General features: G+C 69.9%; 20 protein-coding genes. 6 read left to right on the top strand and 14 right to left on the bottom strand.

The window, feature by feature from the left end; genetic code table 11:
- Positions 1–14 precede the first annotated feature (14 nt).
- Both AX721_RS13275 and AX721_RS13270 read right to left on the bottom strand, forming a co-directional pair.
- On the bottom strand, positions 15–698 hold the full coding sequence (locus AX721_RS13275; RefSeq protein WP_068876473.1) for a Fe2+-dependent dioxygenase: 684 nt from the start codon (positions 696–698) through the stop codon (positions 15–17).
- 108 nt (positions 699–806) lie between these two features.
- Positions 807–3176 carry a TonB-dependent siderophore receptor gene (locus tag AX721_RS13270; RefSeq protein WP_156467162.1) on the bottom strand — a complete coding sequence of 790 codons (2370 nt, stop codon included), beginning with the start codon at positions 3174–3176 and terminating at the stop codon, positions 807–809.
- Between the two features lie 374 nt (positions 3177–3550).
- On the opposite strand from AX721_RS13270, the gene AX721_RS13265 reads away from it, so the two are divergent.
- Positions 3551–3733 carry a hypothetical protein gene (locus AX721_RS13265; RefSeq protein WP_068876471.1) on the top strand — a complete coding sequence of 61 codons (183 nt, stop codon included), beginning with the start codon at positions 3551–3553 and terminating at the stop codon, positions 3731–3733.
- A 108-nt stretch (positions 3734–3841) separates the two neighbouring features.
- Here the strand turns inward: AX721_RS13265 and AX721_RS13260 are convergent, their stop codons facing one another.
- The 4 genes from AX721_RS13260 to AX721_RS26880 all read right to left on the bottom strand — a co-directional run bounded on the left by AX721_RS13260 (position 3842) and on the right by AX721_RS26880 (position 5962).
- Complete coding sequence (locus AX721_RS13260) at positions 3842–4261, bottom strand: DUF5990 family protein (RefSeq protein ID WP_068876470.1); 420 nt, start codon at positions 4259–4261, stop codon at positions 3842–3844.
- Between the two features lie 204 nt (positions 4262–4465).
- Positions 4466–5215, bottom strand: coding sequence for a hypothetical protein (locus AX721_RS13255; RefSeq protein ID WP_068876469.1), 750 nt, complete (start codon positions 5213–5215; stop codon positions 4466–4468).
- Between the two features lie 76 nt (positions 5216–5291).
- Complete coding sequence (locus tag AX721_RS13250) at positions 5292–5603, bottom strand: hypothetical protein (protein ID WP_068876468.1); 312 nt, start codon at positions 5601–5603, stop codon at positions 5292–5294.
- Positions 5600–5962: a hypothetical protein gene (locus AX721_RS26880; protein WP_068876467.1), complete on the bottom strand. Its 363-nt coding sequence runs from the start codon at positions 5960–5962 to the stop codon at positions 5600–5602. Before AX721_RS26880 ends, AX721_RS13250 begins: the two co-directional genes overlap by 4 nt.
- 135 nt (positions 5963–6097) lie before the next feature.
- On the opposite strand from AX721_RS26880, the gene AX721_RS27925 reads away from it, so the two are divergent.
- Positions 6098–6571: a GNAT family N-acetyltransferase gene (locus tag AX721_RS27925; RefSeq protein WP_068876466.1), complete on the top strand. Its 474-nt coding sequence runs from the start codon at positions 6098–6100 to the stop codon at positions 6569–6571.
- Between the two features lie 347 nt (positions 6572–6918).
- On the opposite strand, the gene AX721_RS13235 is transcribed toward AX721_RS27925, so the two are convergent.
- Entirely contained in the window at positions 6919–8052 is a 1134-nt protein-coding gene (locus tag AX721_RS13235; protein ID WP_068876465.1) for an AraC family transcriptional regulator, read from the bottom strand.
- 208 nt (positions 8053–8260) lie between these two features.
- Between AX721_RS13235 and AX721_RS13230 the strand changes: the two genes are divergently transcribed.
- Positions 8261–10474, top strand: a complete 2214-nt coding sequence (locus tag AX721_RS13230) for a TonB-dependent receptor (protein ID WP_068876464.1) — start codon at positions 8261–8263, stop codon at positions 10472–10474.
- A gap of 11 nt (positions 10475–10485) precedes the next feature.
- On the top strand, positions 10486–11700 hold the full coding sequence (locus AX721_RS13225) for a serine hydrolase domain-containing protein (protein ID WP_068876463.1): 1215 nt from the start codon (positions 10486–10488) through the stop codon (positions 11698–11700).
- Between the two features lie 114 nt (positions 11701–11814).
- On the opposite strand, the gene AX721_RS13220 is transcribed toward AX721_RS13225, so the two are convergent.
- The 4 genes from AX721_RS13220 to AX721_RS13205 all read right to left on the bottom strand — a co-directional run bounded on the left by AX721_RS13220 (position 11815) and on the right by AX721_RS13205 (position 17579).
- Positions 11815–12711: an NAD(P)/FAD-dependent oxidoreductase gene (locus AX721_RS13220; protein ID WP_068876462.1), complete on the bottom strand. Its 897-nt coding sequence runs from the start codon at positions 12709–12711 to the stop codon at positions 11815–11817.
- Positions 12704–15808: an efflux RND transporter permease subunit gene (locus AX721_RS13215; protein ID WP_068876461.1), complete on the bottom strand. Its 3105-nt coding sequence runs from the start codon at positions 15806–15808 to the stop codon at positions 12704–12706. The genes AX721_RS13220 and AX721_RS13215 overlap by 8 nt, the downstream gene beginning before the upstream one ends.
- Entirely contained in the window at positions 15805–16866 is a 1062-nt protein-coding gene (locus AX721_RS13210) for an efflux RND transporter periplasmic adaptor subunit (protein WP_068876460.1), read from the bottom strand. Before AX721_RS13210 ends, AX721_RS13215 begins: the two co-directional genes overlap by 4 nt.
- 86 nt (positions 16867–16952) lie before the next feature.
- Positions 16953–17579 (bottom strand): TetR/AcrR family transcriptional regulator, encoded by a 627-nt coding sequence (locus tag AX721_RS13205; protein ID WP_068876459.1) that lies wholly within the window; start codon positions 17577–17579, stop codon positions 16953–16955.
- Between the two features lie 47 nt (positions 17580–17626).
- Here AX721_RS13205 and AX721_RS13200 point away from each other — a divergent pair, with 47 nt between their 5' ends.
- Positions 17627–19075 (top strand): efflux transporter outer membrane subunit, encoded by a 1449-nt coding sequence (locus AX721_RS13200; RefSeq protein ID WP_068876458.1) that lies wholly within the window; start codon positions 17627–17629, stop codon positions 19073–19075.
- A 351-nt stretch (positions 19076–19426) separates the two neighbouring features.
- Here AX721_RS13200 and AX721_RS13195 read toward each other — a convergent pair whose 3' ends face one another.
- From AX721_RS13195 to AX721_RS13185, 3 genes are read right to left on the bottom strand one after another with little or no spacing between them, the layout of a single operon-like run.
- Positions 19427–19858: a GFA family protein gene (locus AX721_RS13195; protein ID WP_068876457.1), complete on the bottom strand. Its 432-nt coding sequence runs from the start codon at positions 19856–19858 to the stop codon at positions 19427–19429.
- 33 nt (positions 19859–19891) lie between these two features.
- On the bottom strand, positions 19892–21124 hold the full coding sequence (locus AX721_RS13190) for an acyl-CoA dehydrogenase family protein (RefSeq protein ID WP_068876456.1): 1233 nt from the start codon (positions 21122–21124) through the stop codon (positions 19892–19894).
- Between the two features lie 5 nt (positions 21125–21129).
- A complete protein-coding gene (locus AX721_RS13185; RefSeq protein WP_068876455.1) occupies positions 21130–22575 on the bottom strand; it encodes an aldehyde dehydrogenase family protein in 1446 nt (481 codons plus the stop codon).
- Positions 22576–22766: 191 nt separating this feature from the next.
- Between AX721_RS13185 and AX721_RS13180 the strand changes: the two genes are divergently transcribed.
- Complete coding sequence (locus AX721_RS13180) at positions 22767–23399, top strand: TetR/AcrR family transcriptional regulator (RefSeq protein WP_068876454.1); 633 nt, start codon at positions 22767–22769, stop codon at positions 23397–23399.
- Positions 23400–23401 lie beyond the last annotated feature (2 nt).

Raw genomic sequence — 23401 nt, 5'->3', positions numbered from 1 at the left:
GGCCGCACCTTCCCCTAGAGCTCGGCCCACATCCGCAGCAGATTCTGGTAGGTCCCGGTCAGGGAGACGATGGCGGGCGCCCCCAGGCCGGCGTCCTGGGCCAGGGTCTGGATGGCCACGTCCAGGTCGAACAGCAGGGTCCGTTTCGCGTCGTCGCGGACCAGGCTCTGGATCCAGAAGAAGCTCGCCACCCGCTCGCCTCGGGTGACGGGCATGACCCGGTGCAGGCTGGAGGCCGGATAGAGGATCAGGTCCCCCGCCGGCAGCTTCACCTCGTGCGCGCCGTAGGTGTCCTCCACCACCAGTTCGCCACCGTCGTAGTCGTCGGGCGCCGCCAGGAAGAGGGTCGCCGACAGGTCCGTGCGCACGCGGATGCCCTGGTCGCGCTGGAAGCGCATGGCATTGTCCACGTGGTCGCCGAAAGTCTGGCCGGGCCCATAGCGGTTGAACAGCGGCGGATAGACCGTGTGGGGCAGGGCGGCGGCCATGAACAGCGGGCTGCGGGTGACGGCCTCGCGCACCTTGGCGCCGGCCTGTCGCGCCGTGTCCGAGACCTCGGGCAGCTGTCGGTTCGCCTTGGCCAGCGCCGACTGCTTGCCGGACGTGGCGTTGCCGTCTTCCCAGGCGGCGGCGTCGATGACGGCGCGCAGCTCGCGCACCTCGTCGGGCGACAGCACGCCCGGAACATGCAGCATCATGCGGACACCCTAGAACGAATGGCGCCCCGCCTGCGAGCAGCAGAGGCGGGGCGCTCTACGCGCCGGCCAGCCGAAGCCGGGCGGCGCCTGCCGGTCCTGTGGGGGGAGTCAGAACCGGTAGTTGGCGGTGAGCGTCGCGTTGCGGCGATCGCCCGGCATGGCCCAGCCGTTGTTGCGGACCCGCGTGTAGTACTCCTTGTCGAACAGGTTGTTGACGTTGAGGCGCAGCTCTAGCGCCTCGGTCGGCGACCAGGCCACCGTGGCGCGATGGACAAAATAGTCCTGGGCCTTCACCCGCGGGATCGTCGTGCGGGTGTTCGTGGAGCCGGCCACGAGGCCGTGCTGGGTGAGGTAGTACTCGCCCTGATACGTCACGCCGTAGCCGACCTGGACGTCGTGCGGCAGATCGTAGGTGGTGAACAGGCTGAACGCGTGGTCCGGCACCTGAACCAGATCGTCGCCCCGGGTGAAGTCCAGCCCCTGGCCGGCGCTGAAATCGCTCACGCCCTGGAGCACCTTGGACTTCAGGTAGGTGTAGTTGGCGAAGACCGACCAGGCGTCGGTGATCCGGCCGGAGGCGCCTAGCGTCACGCCCTGCACCCGGGCGCTGCCGTCCAGTTGTTGATCGGCGATTCCAGGCTCGTTCGACGCGACCTTGTAGTTCGTGCGCTCGTTGCGGAAGATCGCCGCGGTCAGCGACAGCCGGCCCTGGATGTCCCACTTGCCACCGATCTCGATGTTCTCGGATTTCTCCGGATCCACCGTGCAGGTCGCATCGTTGCAGGCGCCCTGGCCGTTGACCGTCGCCTGGCTGGGGGTCTCGGAGTTGGCGTACGAGACATAGAGGCTGGCGTTGGGGATCGGCTTGTAGACCACCCCGATCCGGTAGGTGAACAGGTTGTCGTCGACCTTGAAGCTGCGGCCCGGCGTGACGGTCCCCAGTGTCGGCCCCACCACCGTCGAATAGGTGTCGGTGGAGTTGGAGCCCTCGTTGTGCTCCCACCGGACGCCGCCGTTGATCGACCACTGCTCGTTGATGACGATGTTGTCGAACAGATAGACGGCCTGGTTCTTGCGGTCGCCGTCCTGGGCGCTGGCCTGGATGAAGTTGATCGGGCCCGTGTAGATGTTGTTCGGATTGGCGATGTTCATCGGCGGCAGGGCCACGGTCGCGCCGGTGGCGGTGCGCAGGACGTTGCCCGTGTCGAGATGGAAGTCCTCGTCCAGGAACGCGGCGCCGAACACCAGCGTGTGGCGCATGCCGCCAAGTTCGCCGTCCCAGGTCAGGTCGGTCTGGTTGTACAGCAGCGTGTTCTCGGTATCGCGCAGGTTCCCGCGCGGCCCGCTGGGCGCGTAGAAGCCCGGCGCCGGATCGGTGGGAAGGCAGGCGGTGTAGCCGGTGATGTTGGTGGCCGTGGTCGACTGGCTCCAGGCCACCGGCTTCTGGCCGTTGGCCAGGCAGTAGGTCCCCTGCGGCGGATCCACCACCGTCAGCTGGGTCACCTTCTGATAGCGCGACAGGTTCCGCAGCTTCAGCCCATTGCCGAAGTCGTGGTCGATGATGCCGGTCAGGATGTCGACGTCGGAGTCCTGCTTATCGATGTTGGAATAGCCGTAATAGTTTTCCGGATCGACGCCCGGCACGGCCCGCCCGTTGTAGAACGGCACGCCATAGGTCGGCAGGTTCCGGTCTTCCTGGTGGAAGTACATGGCCGTGAACTGGGTCGGACCGTTCAGGCCGATGGTGATCGACGGCGCGACGCCCCACCGCTTGAACTCTTCCACGTCCCGGCCCGGGGCGTCGTTCCGGTGGACCATGGCGTTCAGGCGCACCGCCACGTTGTCGCCGAGGGTGTGGTTGGCGTCGACCGTGCCGCGCCAGTAGTTCTCCGTCCCGACGCCGCCGCTGACGACGGTCGCGTTCCGGCCCGTGGGGCGCTTGGACACGATGTTGATGGTGCCGCCCACCGAGCCCGCGCCGGAGTAGACCGAGTTGGCGCCGTTGGTGACCTCGATCTGCTCGAGGTTGAAGGGGTCGGAGCGGGTGTACTGCGCACTGTCGCGGACGTTGTCGACCGTGATGTCGTTGTTGGCCGAGTAGCCGCGCAGGTTGATGGAATCGCCGAAGCCGCCGCCGCCCTCGCCGGCGCCGAAGGTGATGCCGGGCACGGTCGACAGGATGTCGCGCAGCGACAGCAGGTTCTGGGCCTCGATCACGCCGCGGGGGACCACGGTCACCGTCTGCGGGTTGTCCAGCGGCTTGGCGGTCACCTTGGGATTGTTCTGCTTGGTGAGCTTGCCTTCGACCTCGATGCCCGAGACCGTGCCCGCCGAGTCCGCGTCGGCCGTGGCCATCGCCGCACCGTCGGCCTCCACCGCCTGCGCCGCCCCGCCCAACGACAGACCCGCCAGCCCTGCGATCGCGCAGGTCATCGCCAGCTTCTTCCGCGCGGCGATGCCGCCTCCAACTCTCACCATATCCCCCGCGCCCCTCGGCGTACTGCGACTAAGAATGCGAGGCGTTCTTAAGTCCCGGGGTGGCGCGGCGCAATGAGAATCGTTCGCAACTTCGAAAAAGCTTCGCCGGGCGCGGGCCGCTTGCGCCGCGTCAATGCGCCGGCGTGAAACCGGAGGCCTCCTGGCGCCGTACCTGCAGGCAGGAACCTTACGGTCAAGCTGACCGCGGCAGACGAAGGATGGAGCCCGTGACGCTCAACGTCGGCGATGCGATCGCAACACCCGGGTTCGCGCGGCGAGCCTCGCGAAAACAATGGCGAGCGGCGCCGCAACCGTCCCCGTGGGCGCCCGTTCAACCTGAGGCAACCGGCCATAGGGAGCCTGCGGTCAGCCTGATGAACGACGTGCTCAAGCCCTACTTCGTCCTGGCCTGCGTCGCCTTCTTCGTGGGCTTCGCGAGCTATCTGGCGCTTGGCCGGATGCTGGCCCCGCCCGCCCTGGTCGCCGACGATTGGCAGGCGTCGATCTCCGCCCCCGCGGTTTCAGACCAGCCCCTGGCGCGCGCGAAACACATCTAGCCGCGGCCGGCGCCGAGGGCGTGGGAGGGGGTATCGGGCCAAACGCGGTCGGCCCGGGCCTCACCTGTAAGCTCCCACGCCCTCAGCCCCGTCCGCGGCGGAAAAGCTCTAGGCCACGACGCGCCACCCGCCGACAGGCTTCAAGGTCCCGCAGGATGGCCCGCCGTCCTTGGCGCGCCCCGGCAAGCGGCCTTCTAGGATGTCTCCCGCGAGAGCCTTCTCCAGAAGAGCTCCGGGCAGATCGTGGATGTCGAGTTTGATGCGCCGGCTCCAGGGCGAGGCGTGATCGCCGGCTTGACCCCCGATGGCGATATAGACGAAGCGGCGCGCCGGCCCTTCCCGGCGAACGAACTCTCCCAGGAACTTCGGGCCGGGCGCGAGTCTCACCGGCACATCGAACGAGAGCGGCGCGTCCGTCGCGACCATCGGGCCCACCGGCGCGCTCTTGCCGTTCTGCAGGCTGTAGGTGACCCCCGGGACCGGGTCTTCGAGGGTGATCCTGAGTGTGATCGCCTGGCCTGCCGCCATGGTGTTCCGCCTCCCGCCCAGGGTCGTACCGGACCACCTTCGGGCCAGACGCCGAGGCTCTCAAGCCCGTGGTTGAATCGGAGGCCGGAACGAAGGCGGCCCCGGCGGCCATCTAAGGCGCCAGGGCCGCACACCCGTCGCTCGCTGTCCGAGGGGGAACGGACGCCAGCGCGATCGGAACCTATTTGGGGTCGCCCGGGCGATTTACAAGGATCCGAGCTTGCCCAGCGCCACCGTCGCCGCCGCCTCCTCCAGCCTGGGCCGATCCTGCCGATAGGACGCCTCGGCGGCCTGGTAGCGGGCGCCCACGGCCTCGATGTTCTGCACCAGCAGGGCCTGTTCCGTGGTGAGCGCCACGCATCCCTGATACGCCGTCGGGTCGGTCAGGGCGGGCCCAGCGGGCCCGGTGACCGGGGCGCCGGGCAGCGGCGTCTTCACGGGCGGCGGCGGCGGTGTCACGGGGCCGGCGGTCGCGCCGGGCGCCGGGGCGGCGGGCCCGCACAGCGCCAGGGCCGCCGTCACCGCCGCCTGCTGCTCGGCCGCCGCCGTGCGGAAGGCCGCGAGGCTGTCGGCCAGGCCGCGGTGCGTCGCCTCCGCATCGTTGCGCGCCGCTGTCACCCGGCCCGCGTCGCCGCGCCGCGCCGCCTCCAGCGCCCGGCCGGCCAGGTCGCGGATGCGCCTTTCCGCCCGCTCGATGGCGGCCAGGTCGGTCAGGGCCTTGGCGTTGAAAGCCTGGACCGCGGCGAGGGCGGCGTCGATGGCGTCGGCGCCCTCCGGACGCACGGGCGCGATGGGCGTGGCGGCGGTTGGCGCCACCGCCACGGGCGCCGACGCCGCCTCGGGCGCGGCCTTGGCAGGGGGCGTCGTCTCGCCCGAGCACGCTGCTAGCAGCAGCAAGGCGCCGGCCGCGCCCAGCGCGATCCTCGGCCGCCGCCTGTCGGTCATGGTCCGCATGGCCTAGCTTCCCTCTCGCAACACGCCCCCGACTGATTGCGGGAACCCGAGGCCGCGCGCAAGCGGATCGGGATTCTCAGGCCGCGTCGCCCGGACGCGGATAGACCCGGATCGCGCAGCCGTGGGCCAGGGCGTGCTCGGCCGGCGCGCGGTCCTCCGCCGACAGGTGCGGGCCCAACTCGACGATGCCCGCCTTTTCGAACCCCGGCTCGCCCCAGCCCTGTTCGGCCAGCCCGGCCGTCGCCACCGCCAGCGCCTGGTCGTGCGAGGCGGCTCGGGCGAACACCAGAATCCGGCGTCGCTCGCCGGTCGGATACCGCGTGGTCGGCCCCGCCGCGGCGGTGGCCAGGATCAGGTACAGCTCTTCCGCGCCGCCAGGGTCGCTCATCGCCGCCCCCCGCCCTTGCGTCGGGCCAAGGCGAACGGAGCCAGCGCCGCCGCCACCCCGCCCGTATTGGACACCAGGTCCCGCCACTGGAACGTGCCCGACACCAGGCCCCAGATCTGGGTCACCTCGAACCCGGCGCCCACGCCGAGATAGGCGGCGCCGATCAGCCACGGGTTCACCCGCGGCAACGAGGCGATGGTCAGAAGGGTCAGGAGGTAGCCATAGGCCACATGCTCGATGACGTCGGGGGTGGGCACGTTGCGCGCCGCGTTGTGGTGCGGATCCAGCGCGCCGGCCAGCGCCACGCCGAGGACCAGCACCAGGGCGGCCCGCCCGGCCCAGGTGATGAGGGTCTGCATCCCCGCCTCATAGGCGATCCCACCGCCCCCGCGCTATGGCTTGCGCATGGCCGTGCTGACCATCCCTACCCTGCGCACCGAACGCCTGGTCCTGGAGCCGCTGGCGCCGGTCCATTCGGCGGGCATGTTCGCCCTGTGGTCGCAGGAGGCGGTCTGCCGCTATTCCGGGACGGCGCACGACGTGCACGGCGATCGATCCTGCTTCCCGCCGCCACGCCCGCCGACAGCGATCGCATCCTCGACTTCTTCGTCCGGCGTGCGGTGCAGGGCGACGGCTTCCGCTGGGCGCTGCTGGAGGCGGATGGCGGCGCCTTCGTCGGCGCCCTCGGCTTCAACCACCTCGCCCCCGTGAGCGAGCTCGCCTGGCATCTGCGCCCGGATCACTGGGGCAGGGGGCTGGCCGCCGAAGCCGCGCGCGCCGCCCTGGCCTGGCTCGCCGCCGAGCGTCCTGGCGCAGCCGTCCAGGCCTTCATCGACCCCGCCAACACCGCCTCCATCCGCCTCGCGCGCCGCCTGGGGTTCGCGCCGGCGGACGACCCGGAGCGATGGGTCTGGACGCGAGACGATCATGATGTTCGCTTAATGCTCCGATTTCGGCGTTGCCGATGATGGTCTTTGATGATGGCCAGCTATGACCTCGCCTACCGCGAGAAAATCTCGGGCGAGATTTTCGTGCGCCTCGCCAACGGCGAAAACTCGATCAGATCGCCGCCACGCCGGGCTGGCCCAGCCGCCGCACCCTGGGCGCCGCCCGCAAGACCCTCGGCCAACTCAACCCGAACCCGGGCGCGAGGCGGTTAGGGGCGGCTGGGAGCGCGAAGAAGCGCAGGCGGCCAATCGCTTTGGCTGGTGGCGGCGCACCTGCGAGGTGAACGACTCGCAGCCGCTCGCCTGCAGACTGTGTCGAGAGGCCGATCTTCGGGGTCGCCGGCGTAGATTGCGCCTCGGGGGCCCCACTACGTCTGCCGCTCCTTCTCGAACTTGAGGCGCGCGAGGACACTGGGCGCTGGACCGGTGGACGTCAGGTCGATCCGTCGCAGGTCTGCGATGCCGAGACCGGTCGCCGCCTTCAGGGCCCGTCGAAAGCTGCGGCCGTCGGAATAGCCTAGGGCGTCGGCCACGTCGTCCAAGCCGGATCCGGCGCGCAACGCCGGTCCGGCGCGCTCGATCAGTGCGGCGCGGCGCAGCAGGCGGAAGCTGGCGCCCTCATTCGCGAGGCGCTGTCGGAGCTCGGCGGCGCCGATGGCGAGCTCGCGGCAGCATGCGTCGAAGCCCAGGTCGCGGACGAGCAGCCGGCGAAACACCTCGGCGCTGGCGGTGTCCGCCTCACGGGCATGAAAGCGGCCATCCCGGCGCTCCGTATGGTGCGAGATCCAGGCCAGCTCGCCCTCCAGCAGCGGGTTGATGTCGGGCCGCGCGCGGCAGGGGAAGGCGAGGTACTTCGCCGGAAAGACGAGCGCCGTGGCGTTCGAAGAGGTCACCGGGGCGAGGAAATATGGATGTCGCCGGCCCTGCAGAGGATGATCCGGCGAGGTTGTGCCGAACCGTGTGATCGGCAGCAGGAAGCCCAGCATGTGCGACAGCTGGATGTGCAGGTAGGTCCCGAACATCTCCTCCACCACCTGCTGTAAGCGCATGTCGCCGCTGTCCGAGCGAATCCGCAAATGCGCCTCGCCGTCACTGACGCTGAGCTCGATGCGGCAGTAGGCGCCAGCGATGACGAAGAACCTGACGGCCGTTTCGATCGCCCCCTGCAAGGTGCGGTTGGCTGCCATCGCCTGCACCACCAGGTTCGCCGTGCCGCGCAGCATCCGCGTGCGCGCCGCACCGTGCATCTCGTCGTCCACGGCGTTGATGACCAGGGCGCACATGAGGAGGTACTCGGCGGGGTCGACGGGTGAGGCGTCCTGGAGCGGACCATCGCCGGCGCCGACGCCGGCGTCGGCCAGGCCGGGCAGCACGTCGACTCCGGCCTCGGCCGCCAGCCTCGCCGTGCGCCCGATCCATCCAAAGGGCATGACGGCCGGATCGGAGTATGTGGCGGGGCGGCTCTGCATCATCGCGTGAAGCGCCTCATCTGCGTCGCCCATTGGGGAGCAAATTCAAGGACCCATGGTCCCCGTCACGGGCGCGACGGTGAAACGCCTTCCGGGTCGCGTCAAGGTCGCGGCCCTTCGGACCGGGCCGCCAGAGAAACTGTCCCCAGGCGCCCAGAACCTGTCCTCGACGCCTCGGTCGATCCCTCCGAGAACCTCGCAAGACACGCGACGCAGTGCGCGGCAGACGAGGGGGGAGACCATGAACTTGCAGCTATGGACGACGGCGTCCGGTGTGGCGCTCCTGGGCGCGCTGGGGTCGACCGCAGCCGCCCAGACAAGCCCGCCGCCCACCGCCTCGGAGATTCAGATCCAGGAGATCGTTGTCACCGCCGCCCGGCGCGAGACGACGCTTCAGAGCATCCCGCAGTCCGTCGCGGTGCTGAGCGGGGAGGTGCAGCGCGAGCGGGGCCAACAGCGGCTGGAGGATCTCCAGACTGCCGTCCCGAATGTCAGTTTCACCAATACGAGCAATTCGTCCCAGCTCTACATCCGCGGGATCGGCAATACCTTCATCAATGCCGGTGGCGACCCGGGCGTGGCCTTCTATCAGGACAGCGCCTACGTCTCGGACCAGCGCTCAATGAACACCAGCATGTTCGACGTGGAGCGCATCGAGATCCTGCGCGGCCCACAAGGCGCCCTATATGGGCGGAACGCCGTGGGCGGGGCGATCAACGTCATCTCGGCGCGGCCGACCCGGGCCCCGGAAGGCCGGGTCGATGCGGTGGCCGGCGATTTCGGGCGGCTGGAGAGCGAGGGCTATCTCTCGGGGCCACTGGGATCCGGTCCGGTTCTGGGGCGGCTGTCCTATCAACTGCGCCATCTCGACGGGTACACCAAGAACCTGCTGGCGGATAAGCCCGGCGCGCCGGACCGCTTCGACGACCTGAAGAGCCACGCGGTGCGGGGTCAGCTGGAGCTCGACCTGCCGGGTGAGGGACGGCTCAACCTGCTCGCCTCGTGGTACCGGGAGGACGAGGCGGGGCCGGCGCTGTCCGTGGTGAACGTGCCGGGCGTCGTCTATCCCGCGGAGGCCCTCTTCGGCGAGCGGCCGACCAATCAGGCCCGCCGCATCAAGGCCACCGTCGGGTCCACGGAGCTGGAGGTCGCGACGGTCAACGTGGGGCTCGTCCAGCCGGTCGGGCGCAACACCCTGACCGCGACCCTGAACTATCGCGACGGCCTGCAGGACTTCCTGAACGACTGCGACGGGGTCGAGGCCGAGGCCTGCCGCTATTCGACCCACACCAGCAGCCACGACTACTACGCAGAGGCCTATCTCGCCTCGCCGGGAGAAGACCGGCTGCGGTGGATCGTCGGCGCGTCGTACGTGCGGCTCAACCAGTCGCAGAACATCGAAGTGCCCTGGCTGTCCCTGTTGGCCTACCTGGCGCCGGGTGCGCCCACGAACGTCGCGTTCCCCATCCACTACGACGCCGGCGGCAAGCTCGAGACCGAGTCTTTCGCCGTCTATGCGGACGTCCGCTTCGAGCTGAACGAGACGTGGGCGGTATCCGGCCAGGTCCGCTACAGCGAGACCACCAAGGCCGCGCGGGAGTACCAGTTTATCCCGCAATTCGGGGTCAACGTGACCGGCTTCGGGAGCCGCCTAAACAACACCCATACGCCGTTCAAGCTGGCGCTCGAGGGGCAGCTTACGCCCGACATTCTCGTCTATGGCAGCTATGCGACCGCCAACAAGGACGGCGCGATCAACATCGGAGCGCTGCAGACGTCGCCGGTGAGGTCGGAGGAAGTCCGTAGCTGGGAGCTGGGCCAGAAGGCGACCTTCTTCGATCGGCGTCTGCAGGTGAACGGCGCGGTCTTCAGCAGCCGCTACGAGGACCTCCAGATCACCCAGGTCGTGCAGACCATCGCGGTCCTGGCCAACGTGCCGAAATCGACCATCAAGGGTGCGGAGCTGGACCTGGCGCTGCTCCCCGCGCGCGGGCTCCGGCTGGGCGCGGGCGTCGGCTACCTCGACGGGACCTTCGAGGAGTTCAGCAACAGCCGCACGATCCCTGGCCCCGCGCCCGCGCCGCCCACCGACCTGTCCGGCAACCAGCTGCCGAACATCTCCAAGTGGTCGGTCAACCTCGACGTCCGATACGAGTTCTCGCCGGTCGCGGGCTTCGACGTCGCATTGGGGGCCCAGTACGCCTGGCGCTCGCGGATCTACTTCAACGAGTTCAACGAGCCCGGCAATTCACAGGGGCCCGGCGGCGTCGTAAACCTCTCGGCCTCGCTGGCGCCGCAGGAAGGCCCGTGGCGGGTCTATGGCTACGTCAACAACCTGTTCGACCGCACCTACCAGATGGGCACGACCGTCTACTCCGGCCTGCTCGGCGCGGAGAAGGCCGTCAACTACGCACCGCCCCGGCACTTCGCCGTCGGCCTATCCTACAGCTTCTGAGGGGACGTCCCGTGGCCCAGCCGGTCCATATCCACGGCCACTGCGCGCCGGCCTTCGATGGCGTGCGCCTGGCTTTCGAACAAAACTTCCGCCAGCACGGCGAGCGCGGCGCCGCGGTCGCGATCCGCCACGAGGGGGAGCTGGTCGTCGATCTCTGGGGGGGCTTCGCGGACGCCAGCGGCCGGCCTTGGGAGGAGGACACGATCGCGGTGGTGTTCTCGACGACCAAGGGCCTGGCCGCCCTCTGCCTGCACATGCTGGCCGATCGCGGCGAGATCGACTTCGACGCCCCGGTGGCGCGCTACTGGCCGGAGTTCGGCCAGGCCGGCAAGGCCGCCACCACGGTGGCGATGGTGCTCGCCCATCAGGCAGGGCTTCCGGTATGGCAGGCTGCGCTGCCCGACGACGCGCTATTCAATTGGGACCTCGCCGCTCGCCGCCTGGCGGACGAAGCACCGCTCTGGGAGCCCGGGACCGCTCACGGCTACCACGGGATCACAATCGGTTGGCTCGAGGGCGAGCTGGTCCGGCGCGTCACCGGCAGGAGCATCGGCGCCTTCTTCCGAGAGGAGGTGGCTGAGCCGCTGGACGCCGACGCCTGGATCGGCCTTCCGGAGGCGGAGCATCACCGCGTCGCCGAGGTAGAGCTGCCCGAGCCAGACATGAGTTCGGCGTACTTCCGGAAGATCGCGGAGGAACCCGATTGGTTCGGCGCGAAGCTCTCCGGCAACGATGGCGGTGATCTGCGACCGCACACGGTGAACTCGGCGCGGCGGCGCGGCATGGAGCATCCCTCGGCCGGCGGGATCACCAATGCGCGGGCGCTGGCGCGCATCTATGCGCCGCTCTCGCTGGATGGCTCGGTCGAACGGGTGCGCCTGATCGGCGAGCGCATGCTGCCGGGGATGCGGACGGCCAGGTCAGCGTCGGCGTGCGACCTCGTGCTGCGGCTGCCCACCACCTTCACCTTGGGGTTCTCGAAGACCTGGGGCGCTCGCGCGCTCGGACCGGGCAGCCATGTCATCATCGGAGAGCAAGCGTTCGGCACGCCAGGCTACGGCGGCAGTATCGGCTTCGCCGACGGCGAAGCCCGGATGTCGTTCGGCTATGTGATGAACCGACTGGGCGGCGGCGTCGGCCTCAATGAACGCGGCCAGGCGCTTGTGGACGCAGCGTACCGGGCGGCGGGTTTCAGAACCTCAGCGCCCGGCTTCTGGGTCCGCTAGCGACGGAGGTCGTCCGGCGGCCGATAGCCGCTATACCCCGGCGCTCAGCGGACCTTGTCGCCGGCTCACGCGGGCGATGCGGGCCCTCGCGCCGGAGTCAGGCGGTCATCGCCCTCAAACCAGCATCGACTGCTGGGCGAAGATGCCCGCCATCGCGCCATGCGATGACGCCAGGGTGACCGATGGCGGCGTGATGGGGTTGGCGAGGTCGCCGGCGGCGTAGACGCCGGGCATGCTGGTTTCGCGGCGCTCGTCGACCTTGAGGATGACGCCGAGGGGCGTAGCGACCGTGGCGAGGCCTAGCGATTCATGCAGGCTTGCGGACGGCTTGTTGCGCGGATGCGCGAACAGGATGTCCACCGCGACATCGCCGCCGGCATCGAGCTTGACGGTGGCGCCATGGCCCCCGTGTTGGGCAATCCCAGTGATCCGGCCATCGACGACAGCGACGTTGCGGCGCGCCAGATCGGCCCGGACATCGGGCGGAATGTCGTGACCATCGGCGAAGACCGTCAGCCTGTCGGTCCAGTCGTGGAACAGCCTGACCTGATTGTGCGACGGCGGGCCGGACCAGGCGAGGCCCCAATGCTGGTCGGCGACTTCAAAGCCGTCGCAATAGGGGCAGGGGACGATGGACGTGCCCCAGCCTTCGGCAAACCCCGGAACATCAGGCATCTGGTCGACGACGCCATAGCTCAGGATCAGGCGGCGCGCGGCAAGGCTTTGGCCGTCGGCCGTGAGGACGGAGAACTCGTCGATGGCGCCGGAGACGCTGTCGGCCCGGGCGTTGACCAGCCTGATGGCGGGATAGCGCGCCAGCTGCCGCCGCGCCTCGGCCAGGATGTCCAGCGGCGGCTTGTGATCGTGGCCCAGCAGGCCATGCGAACGGCCGGCGAAGCGGTTGCGCGGCAGTCCGGTGTCGAGAACGGTGACCTTGCGGCGGGCGCGGCCGAGCTGCAGCGCGGCGGCGAGACCGGCAAAGCTGCCGCCGACGATGATGACGTCATCCATGGTGATGGGTTCCGTGTTGTAGGTGGGCACTGACGGTGGGTTGGGGTCGCCGTCCGACGCCGAACCACAGGGCGTAGAGCGCCGGCAGGAAGAAGAGCGTCAGCGCCGTTCCGACCAGCGTGCCGCCGATGAGTACGATCGCCAGCGGTCCCCAGAAGCTGGAGAGGGTGAGCGGCAGGAAGGCGAGGACGGCGGCCATCGCCGTGAGCAGCACGGGACGAGCCCGCCGCACGGTCGCCTCCACCACGGCCGCGCGGTCGTCGAGGCCGCGTGCGCGCTCCGCCTCGATCTGGTCCACCAGGATCAGCGTGTTGCGCATCAGGATCCCCGCCAGGCCGATCAGTCCGAGGATGGCGTTGAAGCCGAACGAGCTTCCGGTCAGCAACAGGGCCGGCACGGCCCCGACCAGTCCCAGGGGCGCTGTCGCGAAGACCAGGCCGGTCATCCGGAACGAACGGGTCTGGAACATGATCACCGTGAGCATCAGGGCGATCATGATCGGGAAGATCGGCGCGAGCGCGGCATTGGCCTTGCCCGACTCCTCGACCGTCCCCGCGGTCGTGATCGCATAGCCCGCGGGCAGCCGCGCCTGCAGGTCCCGCAGCTTGGGCACGATCTCCGCGGTGACGTCGGGCGGCTGGACACCCCGTACGATATCGGCGCGCACGGTGATGGTCGGCGTGCGGTCGCGTCGGATCAGGATGGGGTCCTCGAACTCCGGCACGAGGCGCGCGACGCCGGCGAGCGGGACCGAGCGGCCGTCAGCGGTGGTGATCGCGAGGTTGGTCAGGTCGGAAAGCCCGCGGCGCTCGCCGTCCGGCGCGCGGACCACCACGTCGACCGTGCGGTCGCCCACCCGCATCTGCGAAACCGTGACGCCTGAGACCAGAGCCCCGACCTGGCGGGCGACGCTCGAGGGATCGAGCCCCAGGAGCCGGAGCCGCTCCTGGTCGAACCGCAGCCTCACCGCCGGCGCGCGCTCACCCCAGTCGAGATTGACGTCGCGGGTCTTAGGGTTGGCGCGGACGATCTGCGCCGTCTCCGCCGCCAGCGCGCGAAGTCGGTTCGCGTCCGGCCCCGAGACCCGGAAGGCGACCGGGTAGGGCACTGGCGGGCCGAACAGCAGGCCGGTGACGCGCACGCGCGCCTCCGGGTAGGCGCCGTTCGCGATCTCCGCCTTCAGCGCCTCGCGCAGCGCGTCACGCTCGCGGTGACCCGCGGTCAGGACGACCAGCTTGGCGAAGGAGGGGTCGGGCAGTTCGGGGTTCAGCGACAGGAAGAAGCGGGGCGCTCCGGCGCCGACATAGGCGTCGACGAATCGGGTCTGCGGCAGCCGCCGCACGTCGGCTTCCAGCCGCCGGACCACCGCTTCGGTCGCCTCGATGCTGGAGCCCTTGGGCATATAGACCTCGACCAGCACCTCGGGGCGGTCGGAGGAGGGGAAGAACTGCTTCGGCACGACCAGCGCCAGCAGCGCTCCCGCCACGAGGAAGGCCGCCACGACGGCGAGCGTCACGCGCCCGCGATGGGCCACGCACCGATCGACCCAGGACCGCAGGCGTGCGTAGCGTGACGTCGCATAGATCGCGTCGTGACCGCCGGGGACCGGCTTGATCGCGGGCAGCAGCTTCACGCCGAGATAGGGCGTGAAGTAGACGGCGACCGCCCACGACACCAGCAGTGCGAACGCCACGATCCAGAAGATGTTGCCGGCGTACTCCCCGGCGCTGGACTGGGCGAAGCCGACCGGGAGGAAGCCGATCACCGTGACCAGGGTGCCGGTGAGCATGGGGCTGGCGGTCGCGCCCCAGGCGAAGGTGGCGGCGGCCAGGCGGTCGAGGCCCTCCTCCATCTTCACCACCATCATTTCGATGGCGATGATGGCGTCGTCGACGAGCAGGCCGAGGGAAAGGATCAGCGCGCCGAGGGTGATGCGGTCGAAATCCCGCCCGGTGGCCAGCATGATCACGAACACCGCCGCCAGCGTCAGCGGCACCGCAGCGGCCACGACGAGGCCGACGCGGAAGCCCAGCGTCACGAGGCTGACCACCATCACCACGGCCAGCGCGACGGCGAACTTCAACATGAACTCGCCGTAGGCCTCCTCGATGTTCTTGGACTGGTCCGCCACCTGGGTGAGCGTCAGGCCGGCCGGCAGCTCGGCGCGGATGTCGCTCGTGGCTTTCGACAGGGCCTCGCCCAGCACGGTGCCGTTCCAGCGCTCGCGCATGACGACGCCGAGGACCAGCGCCGGGGCGCCGTCGTGGCGGACGAGGTAGGCGGGCGGGTCCTCGTAGCCGCGGCGAACCTCGGCGATGTCCCCCAGACGGAAGCTTCGCCCGCCTGCGGCGATGGCGGTGGCGCGCACCGCGTCCAGGTCGTCGAAGGCGCCGTCCACGCGGATGTTCACCGACTGGGCGCCGGTCTGCACCTCGCCGGCGGGGGTGAGCAGGTTCTGCTGGGAAAGCACGGTGATGAGCTGGTCGGGCGTCAGCCCCAGCGTCGCCAGGCGGCGATAGGACAGCTCGACGAAGATGCGCTGCCGTCGCTCGCCGATGATGTTGACCTTCTTGACGCCGGGCACGTGCAGCAGCCGCGCGCGCAGGGCTTCGGCCTCGGCGACGAGCTGGCGCTGGGGCATCCCGCGGGCCTGGAGTGCGAAGAGGGAGAAGTAGACGTCGGAATACTCGTCGTTGACGACCGGCCCGATGACGCCGCGCGGCAGGTTGACCGCCTCGTCGGCCAGCTTCTTCCGCGCCTGGTAGAACTCGTCCGGGACGGCGGCCGGTGGGGTGGTGTCCTTCAGGAGGACCGTCATGGAGACCACGCCGGGGCGGGCCTGCGTCTCGACCCGGTCGTAGTAGCGCAGCTCCTGCAGCCGCTTCTCGAGCCGGTCCGCCACCTGGTCCTGCATCTCCTGCGCCGTGGCGCCCGGCCAGAATGCGTTCACCGTCAGGACCTTGAGCGTGAAGCTCGGGTCCTCGGCGCGGCCCAGCTTCAGGAAGGCGAAGGCGCCCGCCGCCACGATCGCGATGATCAGGAACAGCGTGACCGAGCGGTGGCGCACGCCGATGGCGGAAAGGTTGGGGCCTCTCATCGGGGCGCCGCCCCGGCCGCGACGCGCACGGACTGGCCCTCCCGCAGGAGGTGCGCGCCGAGCGCGACGATCCGTTCGCCGGGCGCCAGGGCCCCCGGCGCGATCGACGCGGTCTCCTCGCCGAGCTCCGCGACCTGGACCCGGCGCAGGGTGACCCGTCCGGATCGGACGACCCAGACGCCGGGACCGCCGCCGCCGTCGTGAAGCGACGACAGGGGCACGGACAGCCGCGAAGCCCCGGTCCGGGGAAGCTCGACCGTCACCGTCGCGCCCAGCGGAAGGCCGGCGTCGGCCAGGGCGAAGCGCGCCGCGTAGGTGCGAGTCAGCGGATCGGCGGCGCCCGCGACCTCCCGCAGCCAGGCGGCGAGTGGCCTGTCCGATCCGTAGAGGAGCGCGTGGCCGACCCGCGGCAGCATGGCGACCTGGGTTTCGGGCACGGCGACGGCGGCTTCGCGGTCTCCCGCCCTGGCAAGGCGCACGATCGGCGCGCCGGCGCTGACGACCTGGCCCGGCTGCGCCAGCACGTCGGTCACCACGCCGTCGGCGTCCGCGATGAGGGTTGCATATCCGCGCTGGTTGGCGGCCTCGTCGGCGCCGGCGCGCGCCGCCGACAGGTTGGCCGTAGCGGACTGCGCGGCGGCCAGCGCGACCTCGTAGGCGGACCGCGAAACTGCGCCCGCCTCTACGAGCCGACGAAGCCGCGCCTCCTCGGCGCCGGCGCGTGTGGCCTCCGCCTGCGCCGCCCGTAACCGGTCGGCGGCTGCGGACGCGGCCAGCCCGAGGTCGGTGACGTCCAGGCGCATCAGGGCCTGGCCGCGGCGAACGCGCTGGCCGGGGTCGACCAGGCGCTCGACGATCTTTCCGCCGACGCGGAACCCGAGATCGCTCTCGATGCGGGCGCGAACCACGCCCGTGTAGCGGAGTGGGGCGGCTTCACCCTGACCTACGACGAGAGTGCGTACGAGCGGCGCCGGTGGGGCATCTGTCGCGCCCGAGCTGCACGCGGCGAGCATCAGGAAGATCAGGGGCGCGGCGGAGCCGGGTCGGACGAGGCGCATCGAGCGCTCCTGCGGATCAAGTCGATACCGCAGAGTTAGGTTCAGGGCCGCAGGTTGGAAAGATGAAAAATGAGCAGAACAGTTATTTAATTTCGCAGACCCTCGACCAGAAGGTCGCAAATGCGGTCGCTCATGGCCTCCAGGTCGTCGCGGATGAACACCTCGATCATGTAGGGATGCCAAACCCGGGTCAGGGCCGCGGTTATCGTGTCGGCCAGGAGCTCAGGGTCGGCCTTGCGGAATGCCCCGGAGCGCTGACCTTCCATGATCACGTGACGCAGGGCGCCTCTCAGGCTGTCGAGGTAGGCCTCGACGACGGGCCACCGCTCGCGCCCGGCCACGGCGCACAGAGGACGCATGCGCTGCTCGGGCAGCAGGATACGCTGCGTCTCCCGCAGCACGACCAGGCTGAACTGCTTGAGCACCTCGGCTGAGTCGCCGCTGCTGCGGGCCACCGCCCAGGCGGCGTCCTCGATGGCCGACAGCTGACGGCGAGCGACCGCTTCGTCGATCGCGCGCCGGTTCGGGAAGCTGCGATACAGGTTCGCCGGCGACATGCCGAGTTCGCGCGCGACGTCTCCGATCGTCGTCTTCTCGAAGCCGATGGAGTCGTAGAGCCGCTCGGCCGCGTCCAGGATCTCCTCGCGGCGATCGACGGTGGGACGGCCAGGACGCCGCGCGCCGGTCGCTTCAGCTGCTGGCTTGCTTTCCATGAAAGATGATCTATCTCATCACATTATTGTCGACAAGGAGTCAGGCCATGATCCCGCGTTTGCCTCTGGTCCTGGCCGGCTCCTTATCGCTCGTCGCCTGCGCCAGCCAAAGCCCTTACGCGCCACCGCTCACCGAGCTTCCGTCCGCCTACCGCAACACCACCGCGCTGACGCCGCCGCGCACGGTCGCGCCGGCCGATGACCGCTGGTGGGCGGCGTTCGGCGATCCCATCCTCGACCGCCTCGTCCAGGAGTCCCTGGCCGGGAGCCTGGACGTGGAGGCGGCGAGCGCCCGCCTCCAGCAAGCGGCGGCGGCTTCGAGGGTGGCTCGGTCCGCCGCGCTTCCGACGGGCGTCGTCGGCGGCTCGGCAGGCCGGCAGCGACAGTCCCTGAACGAGCCGATCGCCCGCATCGCCTCGGCCTTCCCGGGCTACGACCGGACCAGCGAGGCTTACGGCCTCAACGCCGCGGCGTCCTGGGAAGTCGACCTCTTCGGCCGCCTGGCCGCGGCGCGGCGGGCCGCCAGCGCCGACGAGGCTTCCGCCGCGGCGGGCGTCGCCGGCGCACGCCTCACCGTCGCCGCCGAGGTCGCCACGGCCTACATCGGCGCCCGCGAACTGCAGCGCCGGATCGAGATCGCCACGGCGCGGACGCGGACGCTCGCCGAACTGGACCGCCTCGTCCGCCTGAGCGTCCAGAACGGCGCGGCCGCGCAGCTCGAAGCGGAACAGGTTCAGGCCGACCTTGCGGCGACCCGGGCGAGGATCCCCGCGCTCGAAGCCGCATTGGAGGCCACGTTCAACCGCATCGACGTGCTCGCCGGGCGTGCGCCCGGCCGCGCCGAGGCGGAGCTCGGGCGGGGCCACTTGCCGGCGGCGCTGGGCGTGGATGTCTCGGAAGGACCGGCCGACCTGCTCCGGCGGCGTCCCGACATCATCGCCGCCGAGCGTCGGGTCGCGGCCGCCGACGCCCGCACGGCGCAGGCCCTGGCCGACTACTACCCACGCGTGAATGTCGGGGGACTGGTCGGGCTGCTTTCCACTGGCGGGGCGGGGCTCTTCACGAGCGAGGCCCTGCAAGCCTCGGGCAGCGCCGGATTCTCCGGACGGCTGTTCGATTTCGGCGCCGCCCGGGGCGGTGTAGAGGCCGCGCGAGGACGCACTCGCGAGGCTGTCGCCGACTACCGGGGGACCGTGCTTCGGGCCGTCGCCGAGGTCGAGGACAGCCTTTCGCTGCTGAGCCGCCGAAGCCGCCAGGCGCAGGACCTGGAGGCGAGCGAGGCCGCCCTAGGTCGGGCCCGCGACCTCTCCAAATTGGCCTACGAGGGCGGTGCGGCCAGCCTGTTCGAGGCGCTCGACGCGGAGCGGCGCCTGCTCGAGGTCCAGGACGCCGCGACGACCGCCCGCGCCGACGCGGCCCGGGCCACGGTCGCGCTCTCCCGGGCGCTGGGCGGAGGCTGGCAGGCGTCGCCGGCCGTCGTCGTGGCGCGCTCATGATGGGCTCGCGTCATGCCGCCCGGCGATCGCCGCCGTGAGCCGGGAAGAGCCTGACGCCGCGCTCACGCGCACTGCGATGGTCATGGTGCTGGGTGGCGTTTCCGTTGGGCTGAGTCTTGGTGACTGGGCCGAACGCGGGGGGCGTGGTCGCCCGAGGTCTCCTGGTCGGCGGCTGGATTCTCATCGCGGGCGCGATCGTTGCGACGCTGGGGAAGCTCTACCGGCAATGGAAGGACGGGAGGCGGTGAAGGCCACCTGAGGCTCGGGCCCGTCGTCTTCCATGCCGGAATGTCTGCTTCGAGGGCTGAGCCAAGGTCCGCATGTGCGGCGAGCGGCCTGCCGGACCGGCGACTAGCGGGGCAGGCGTTCGAAGGTGGGCAAGCCCTCGGCGATGCAGTGAAACGCCTGCCTGTCGATTGTGTAGATCGCCATCTGCGGGCCGCCGTACTGAGCCGGATCGTCGAGAGTCCCGATCTTCAGCACCAGCATGGGCATGCGTGGCGGGCGGGTGACGAGGTGGGTCCCGCAAGAGGAGCAGAACTCGCGGGTGACCGGCCGCTCCAGGTCTGATCGGGTGACCGGCCGCTCCAGGTCTGATCGGGTGAACTGCGCCGGCGAACCCTGATCGTACCGAAAGCCGGCTGTCGGCATCATCATGAAGTAGTTGGGGCCGCCGCCGGTTATGTACTGGCACTCGCGACAGTGGCATTGCGCCCTGAAAGCGGGTTCGCCCTCGGCCGTGTAGCGGACCTTCCCGCAATAGCATCCGCCACGGAAGACCATCGTCACCGAACTCCATTGTCGCGCTTTGTGGCCCTATAGTCCGAGCACGGCCTTCGCCATGATGTTGCGCTGGATCTCGTTCGAGCCGGCGTAGATCGAGCCCGCGCGGTCGTTGAGGTACTTGGCGGCGACCGGCCAGGCGTAGTCGGGGCCCACTCCGGCGCCGTCGTTTGGCGGGACGTGGCCGGGCGAGGGGCCGCCCGGCGAGACCATGTGCGGCTGGTGGACGGCGGCGAACAGGCCGGCGGCGGCCAGGGCGATCTCGGTGAGGCGCTGGGAGAGCTCGGTCCCCACCGTCTTCTGCATCGAGGACTCCGCGCCCGGCGCGTCCCCGGCGGCGAGCCGGGAGAGCAGGCGCAACTCCATCCCCTCCAGCGCCGCGATCTGGATGTCCGCGTCGGCGACCTGGCGGCGGAGCGCCTTGGCCTCCTCGGCCAGGTCGGGCCGCCCGGCCGTCTCGACCTCGATCGTCGCCTCGATCCTGCGCAGGCGGGTCTTCAGGCCCGGGGTATTGACGCCGCCGCCCCGCTCGAACTGCATCAGGTACTTGGCCACACTCCAGCCTTCGCCGACCCGGCCCACCACATTGGCCTTGGGCGCGCGCACGTCGGTGAAGAAGACGTGGTTCTGGATGTGCTCGCCCGAGAGCGAGATGATCGGCTGCACCTCCACGCCCGGCGTCGTCATGTCGATGAGCAGGAAGGTGATGCCCCGCTGCGGGATCGCCTCTCTCGAGGTGCGCACCAGGCAGAAGATCCAGTTGGCGACGTTGGCATGGGTCGTCCACAGCTTGTGGCCGTTGCAGACGAAGTCGTCGCCATCCTCCACCGCGCTCATCTGCAGCGAGGCCAGGTCGGATCCGGACGCGGGTTCGGAGTAGCCCTGGCACCAGAAGTCTTCACCCTTCAGCATGCGGGGCAGGAAATGCGCCTTCTGCTCCGGCGTGCCGTGGCCGATCAGCACTGGGCCGCACATGCCCAGGCCCATGGGCGACAAGGGCGGCGCATGGGCCGCCGCCAGCTCGCTGGCGAAGATGTAGCGCTGGCTGAGCGACCAGGCGCAGCCTCCGTACTCTTTCGGCCAGGCCGGCGCGACCCAGCCCTTGCGATAGAGGATCTTCTGCCAGGCCAGGCTGACGTGGCGCTCGGCGTAGACGCTGGTCAGGGTCTTGCCGACGTGGCGCAGGTCAGGCGTCAGCTCGACGTCCAGGAACCCCCGCACCTCATCGCGGAACCGGCGGTCGGCGTCGCTCCAGCTCAGGTCCATGGGGTTCAGGCCTTGGGGATGTAGATGGCCTTAGGCTGCGTGAATTCGAGCAGACCGGGAAGGCCGTTCTCCACCCCGAACCCGGATTGCTTGTGGCCCGCCAGCGGCGTGAGGGGCGTGGCCTGGAGATTCTGGTTGATCCAGACCGTCCCGGTCTCCAGGCGGCCCGCAATATCGAGCGCCTTGTCGACATCCCTGGACCAGACCGCGCCGGCCAAGCCGTAGTCGGTGTCGTTGGCGCGGGCGACCACGTCGTCGACATCGCGGAACTTGAGCAGCGGCAGCACGGGGCCGAAGGCTTCCTCGGTGACCACGCGGGCGCTGTCGGGCGGATTGTCGACCAGGGTGATCGGAACGAAGTAACCGGCCTCGGGAATCGGCCCGCCCTGGAGCAGGGTCAGGCCGCTGGCCCGGGCGTCGTCGATCAGCTCCAGCACGCGGCGGTGTTGCGGGGCGTTCTGGACCGGGCCCAGGACCGAGCCCTGATCGGCGCCGTCGCCGATCGTGACGGCCTTGGCCAGAGCGTGCAGGCGGTCGCGCAAGGCGTCGTAGATGTCCTCGTGAATGTAGAGACGCTTCGTGGCGACGCAGATCTGGGCGGTGTTGAAGAAGGCGCCGAAGAAGAGTTGCTGGGCGATGGCGTCGACGTCCACGTCGGGCAGGACGATGGCCGCGTCGTTGCCGCCGAGCTCGAGGGTCAGTCGCTTGAGGTCGCGCGAGGCCGCTTCCATCACCTTCTTGCCGGTCGCCGTCGAGCCGGTGAACGAGATCTTGGCGAAGCCCGGGTGGGCGGTCATCAGCGGACCCAGCGCGTCGTCGCCGCAGATCACGTTGAACACGCCCGGCGGGAAGACGTCGCGCAACAGCTCGCCGAGCTTGAGGGTGCAGAGCGGCGTGTAGGGCGACGGCTTCAGGACCAGCGTGTTGCCGGCTAGGAGCGCGGGCGCGATCTTCCAGACCGCGAGGGTGATGGGGAAGTTCCAGGGGACGATGCCACAAACCACGCCCAGGGGTTCATGGCGCACCTCGATGCGGCGGCCGGGCGTGTCCTCGGTCACCTCGACCGGCAGGTCGAGGTCGGCGGTTGCGCGCATCCAGTAAGCCGCCTGCTGGATCTCGCCCTTTGCGCCGTCGACGGGACGGCCCTGTTCCCGCGTGAAGAGCCGCGCAAGGGCGTCGCGGTGCGCGTCGATGAGGTCGGCGGCCGCCTTGAGGCAGGCCCGTCGCGCGGCGATCGGGCGGGCGCGCCAGGCCGGGAACGCGGCGCGAGCGGCCGCGACGGCGGCCTCCAGCTCCCCGGCGCCGGCGGCCGGGGCCTTGGCGAAGGCTTCGCCGTTGGCGGGATTGATGACGCTCAAAGCAGCGTCCGTCCGCACGGCGCGGCCGCCGATCGTCATGCTGAAATCGGTCTCGAAGTCGACCCCGGGAACCTGAGAACCGTCGCTGGGCATGGCTGCTCCTCCTCGCGGACCGGTGTGGTCCCCGTCCTCGCCGGCGATTTAATCGAATGACGATAGATTTGTCGACGACCTAATCGGGCCATGGAGCCCTCGACGCGAGCGAGGCGGCGGAAAACGGACCGCTTGCATCGGGATGATAAAACCGATGTATCGAAGGGCACGAAGCTGGACAGGATGTGCGAATGGCCCGGCCGCGGAGCCCCCTCATTTCCCGAGAGACTGCTGTCCGCGCCGGTCTCGAGGTTTTGGACGAGGTGGGGCTGGAAGCGTTCAGCCTGCCCATGCTGGCCAAGAAGCTCGATGTGAAGGCGCCGTCGCTCTACCACCACTTTCGCGACAAGTCAGAGGTGCTGGCCGAGATCGCGCGGCAGATCATGCTGGACGCCGAGGAGCCGCGGCGACTGTCGAACGAAGACTGGCAGGAGGCGATCGTCAGCCTCTCGATCTCGGCCCGACGCTCGATTCTGCGCCATCCGCACGCCGCGCCGCTCCTGCTGCTCTACCCGCCGCGACATCAGGTGCTGAGCGCCTACGAGCGAGCTCTGCGACGGTTCGAGAAGCGCGGCGTGCCGCCTGAGCTGCGGATGCTGATCTCGCTGGGCCTGGACAACATCCTGATGGGGTCGGCGCTGACTGCAGCCTACGCCAAGTCGCGGGGACTGCCGGCCTTCCCGGTCTATGACCCGGCGGCCTACCCGAGCCTCGCCGAGGCGGCGAAGGCCAATCCATTCGACGAGGAGCAGATGTTCGTGGCGACCGTGCGGGCGTTCCTGGCGGGCGTCACCAACCCCACCTCGAACCTGCTGCCCAAGTAGGC

This window comes from Phenylobacterium sp. CCH9-H3 (genome assembly GCF_001557235.1).
In the GTDB taxonomy this organism is placed as follows: Bacteria; Pseudomonadota; Alphaproteobacteria; order Caulobacterales; family Caulobacteraceae; genus Phenylobacterium.
Note: the sequence above shows the minus strand (reverse complement) of the source record. Positions and strands in the feature narration are given on the sequence as shown.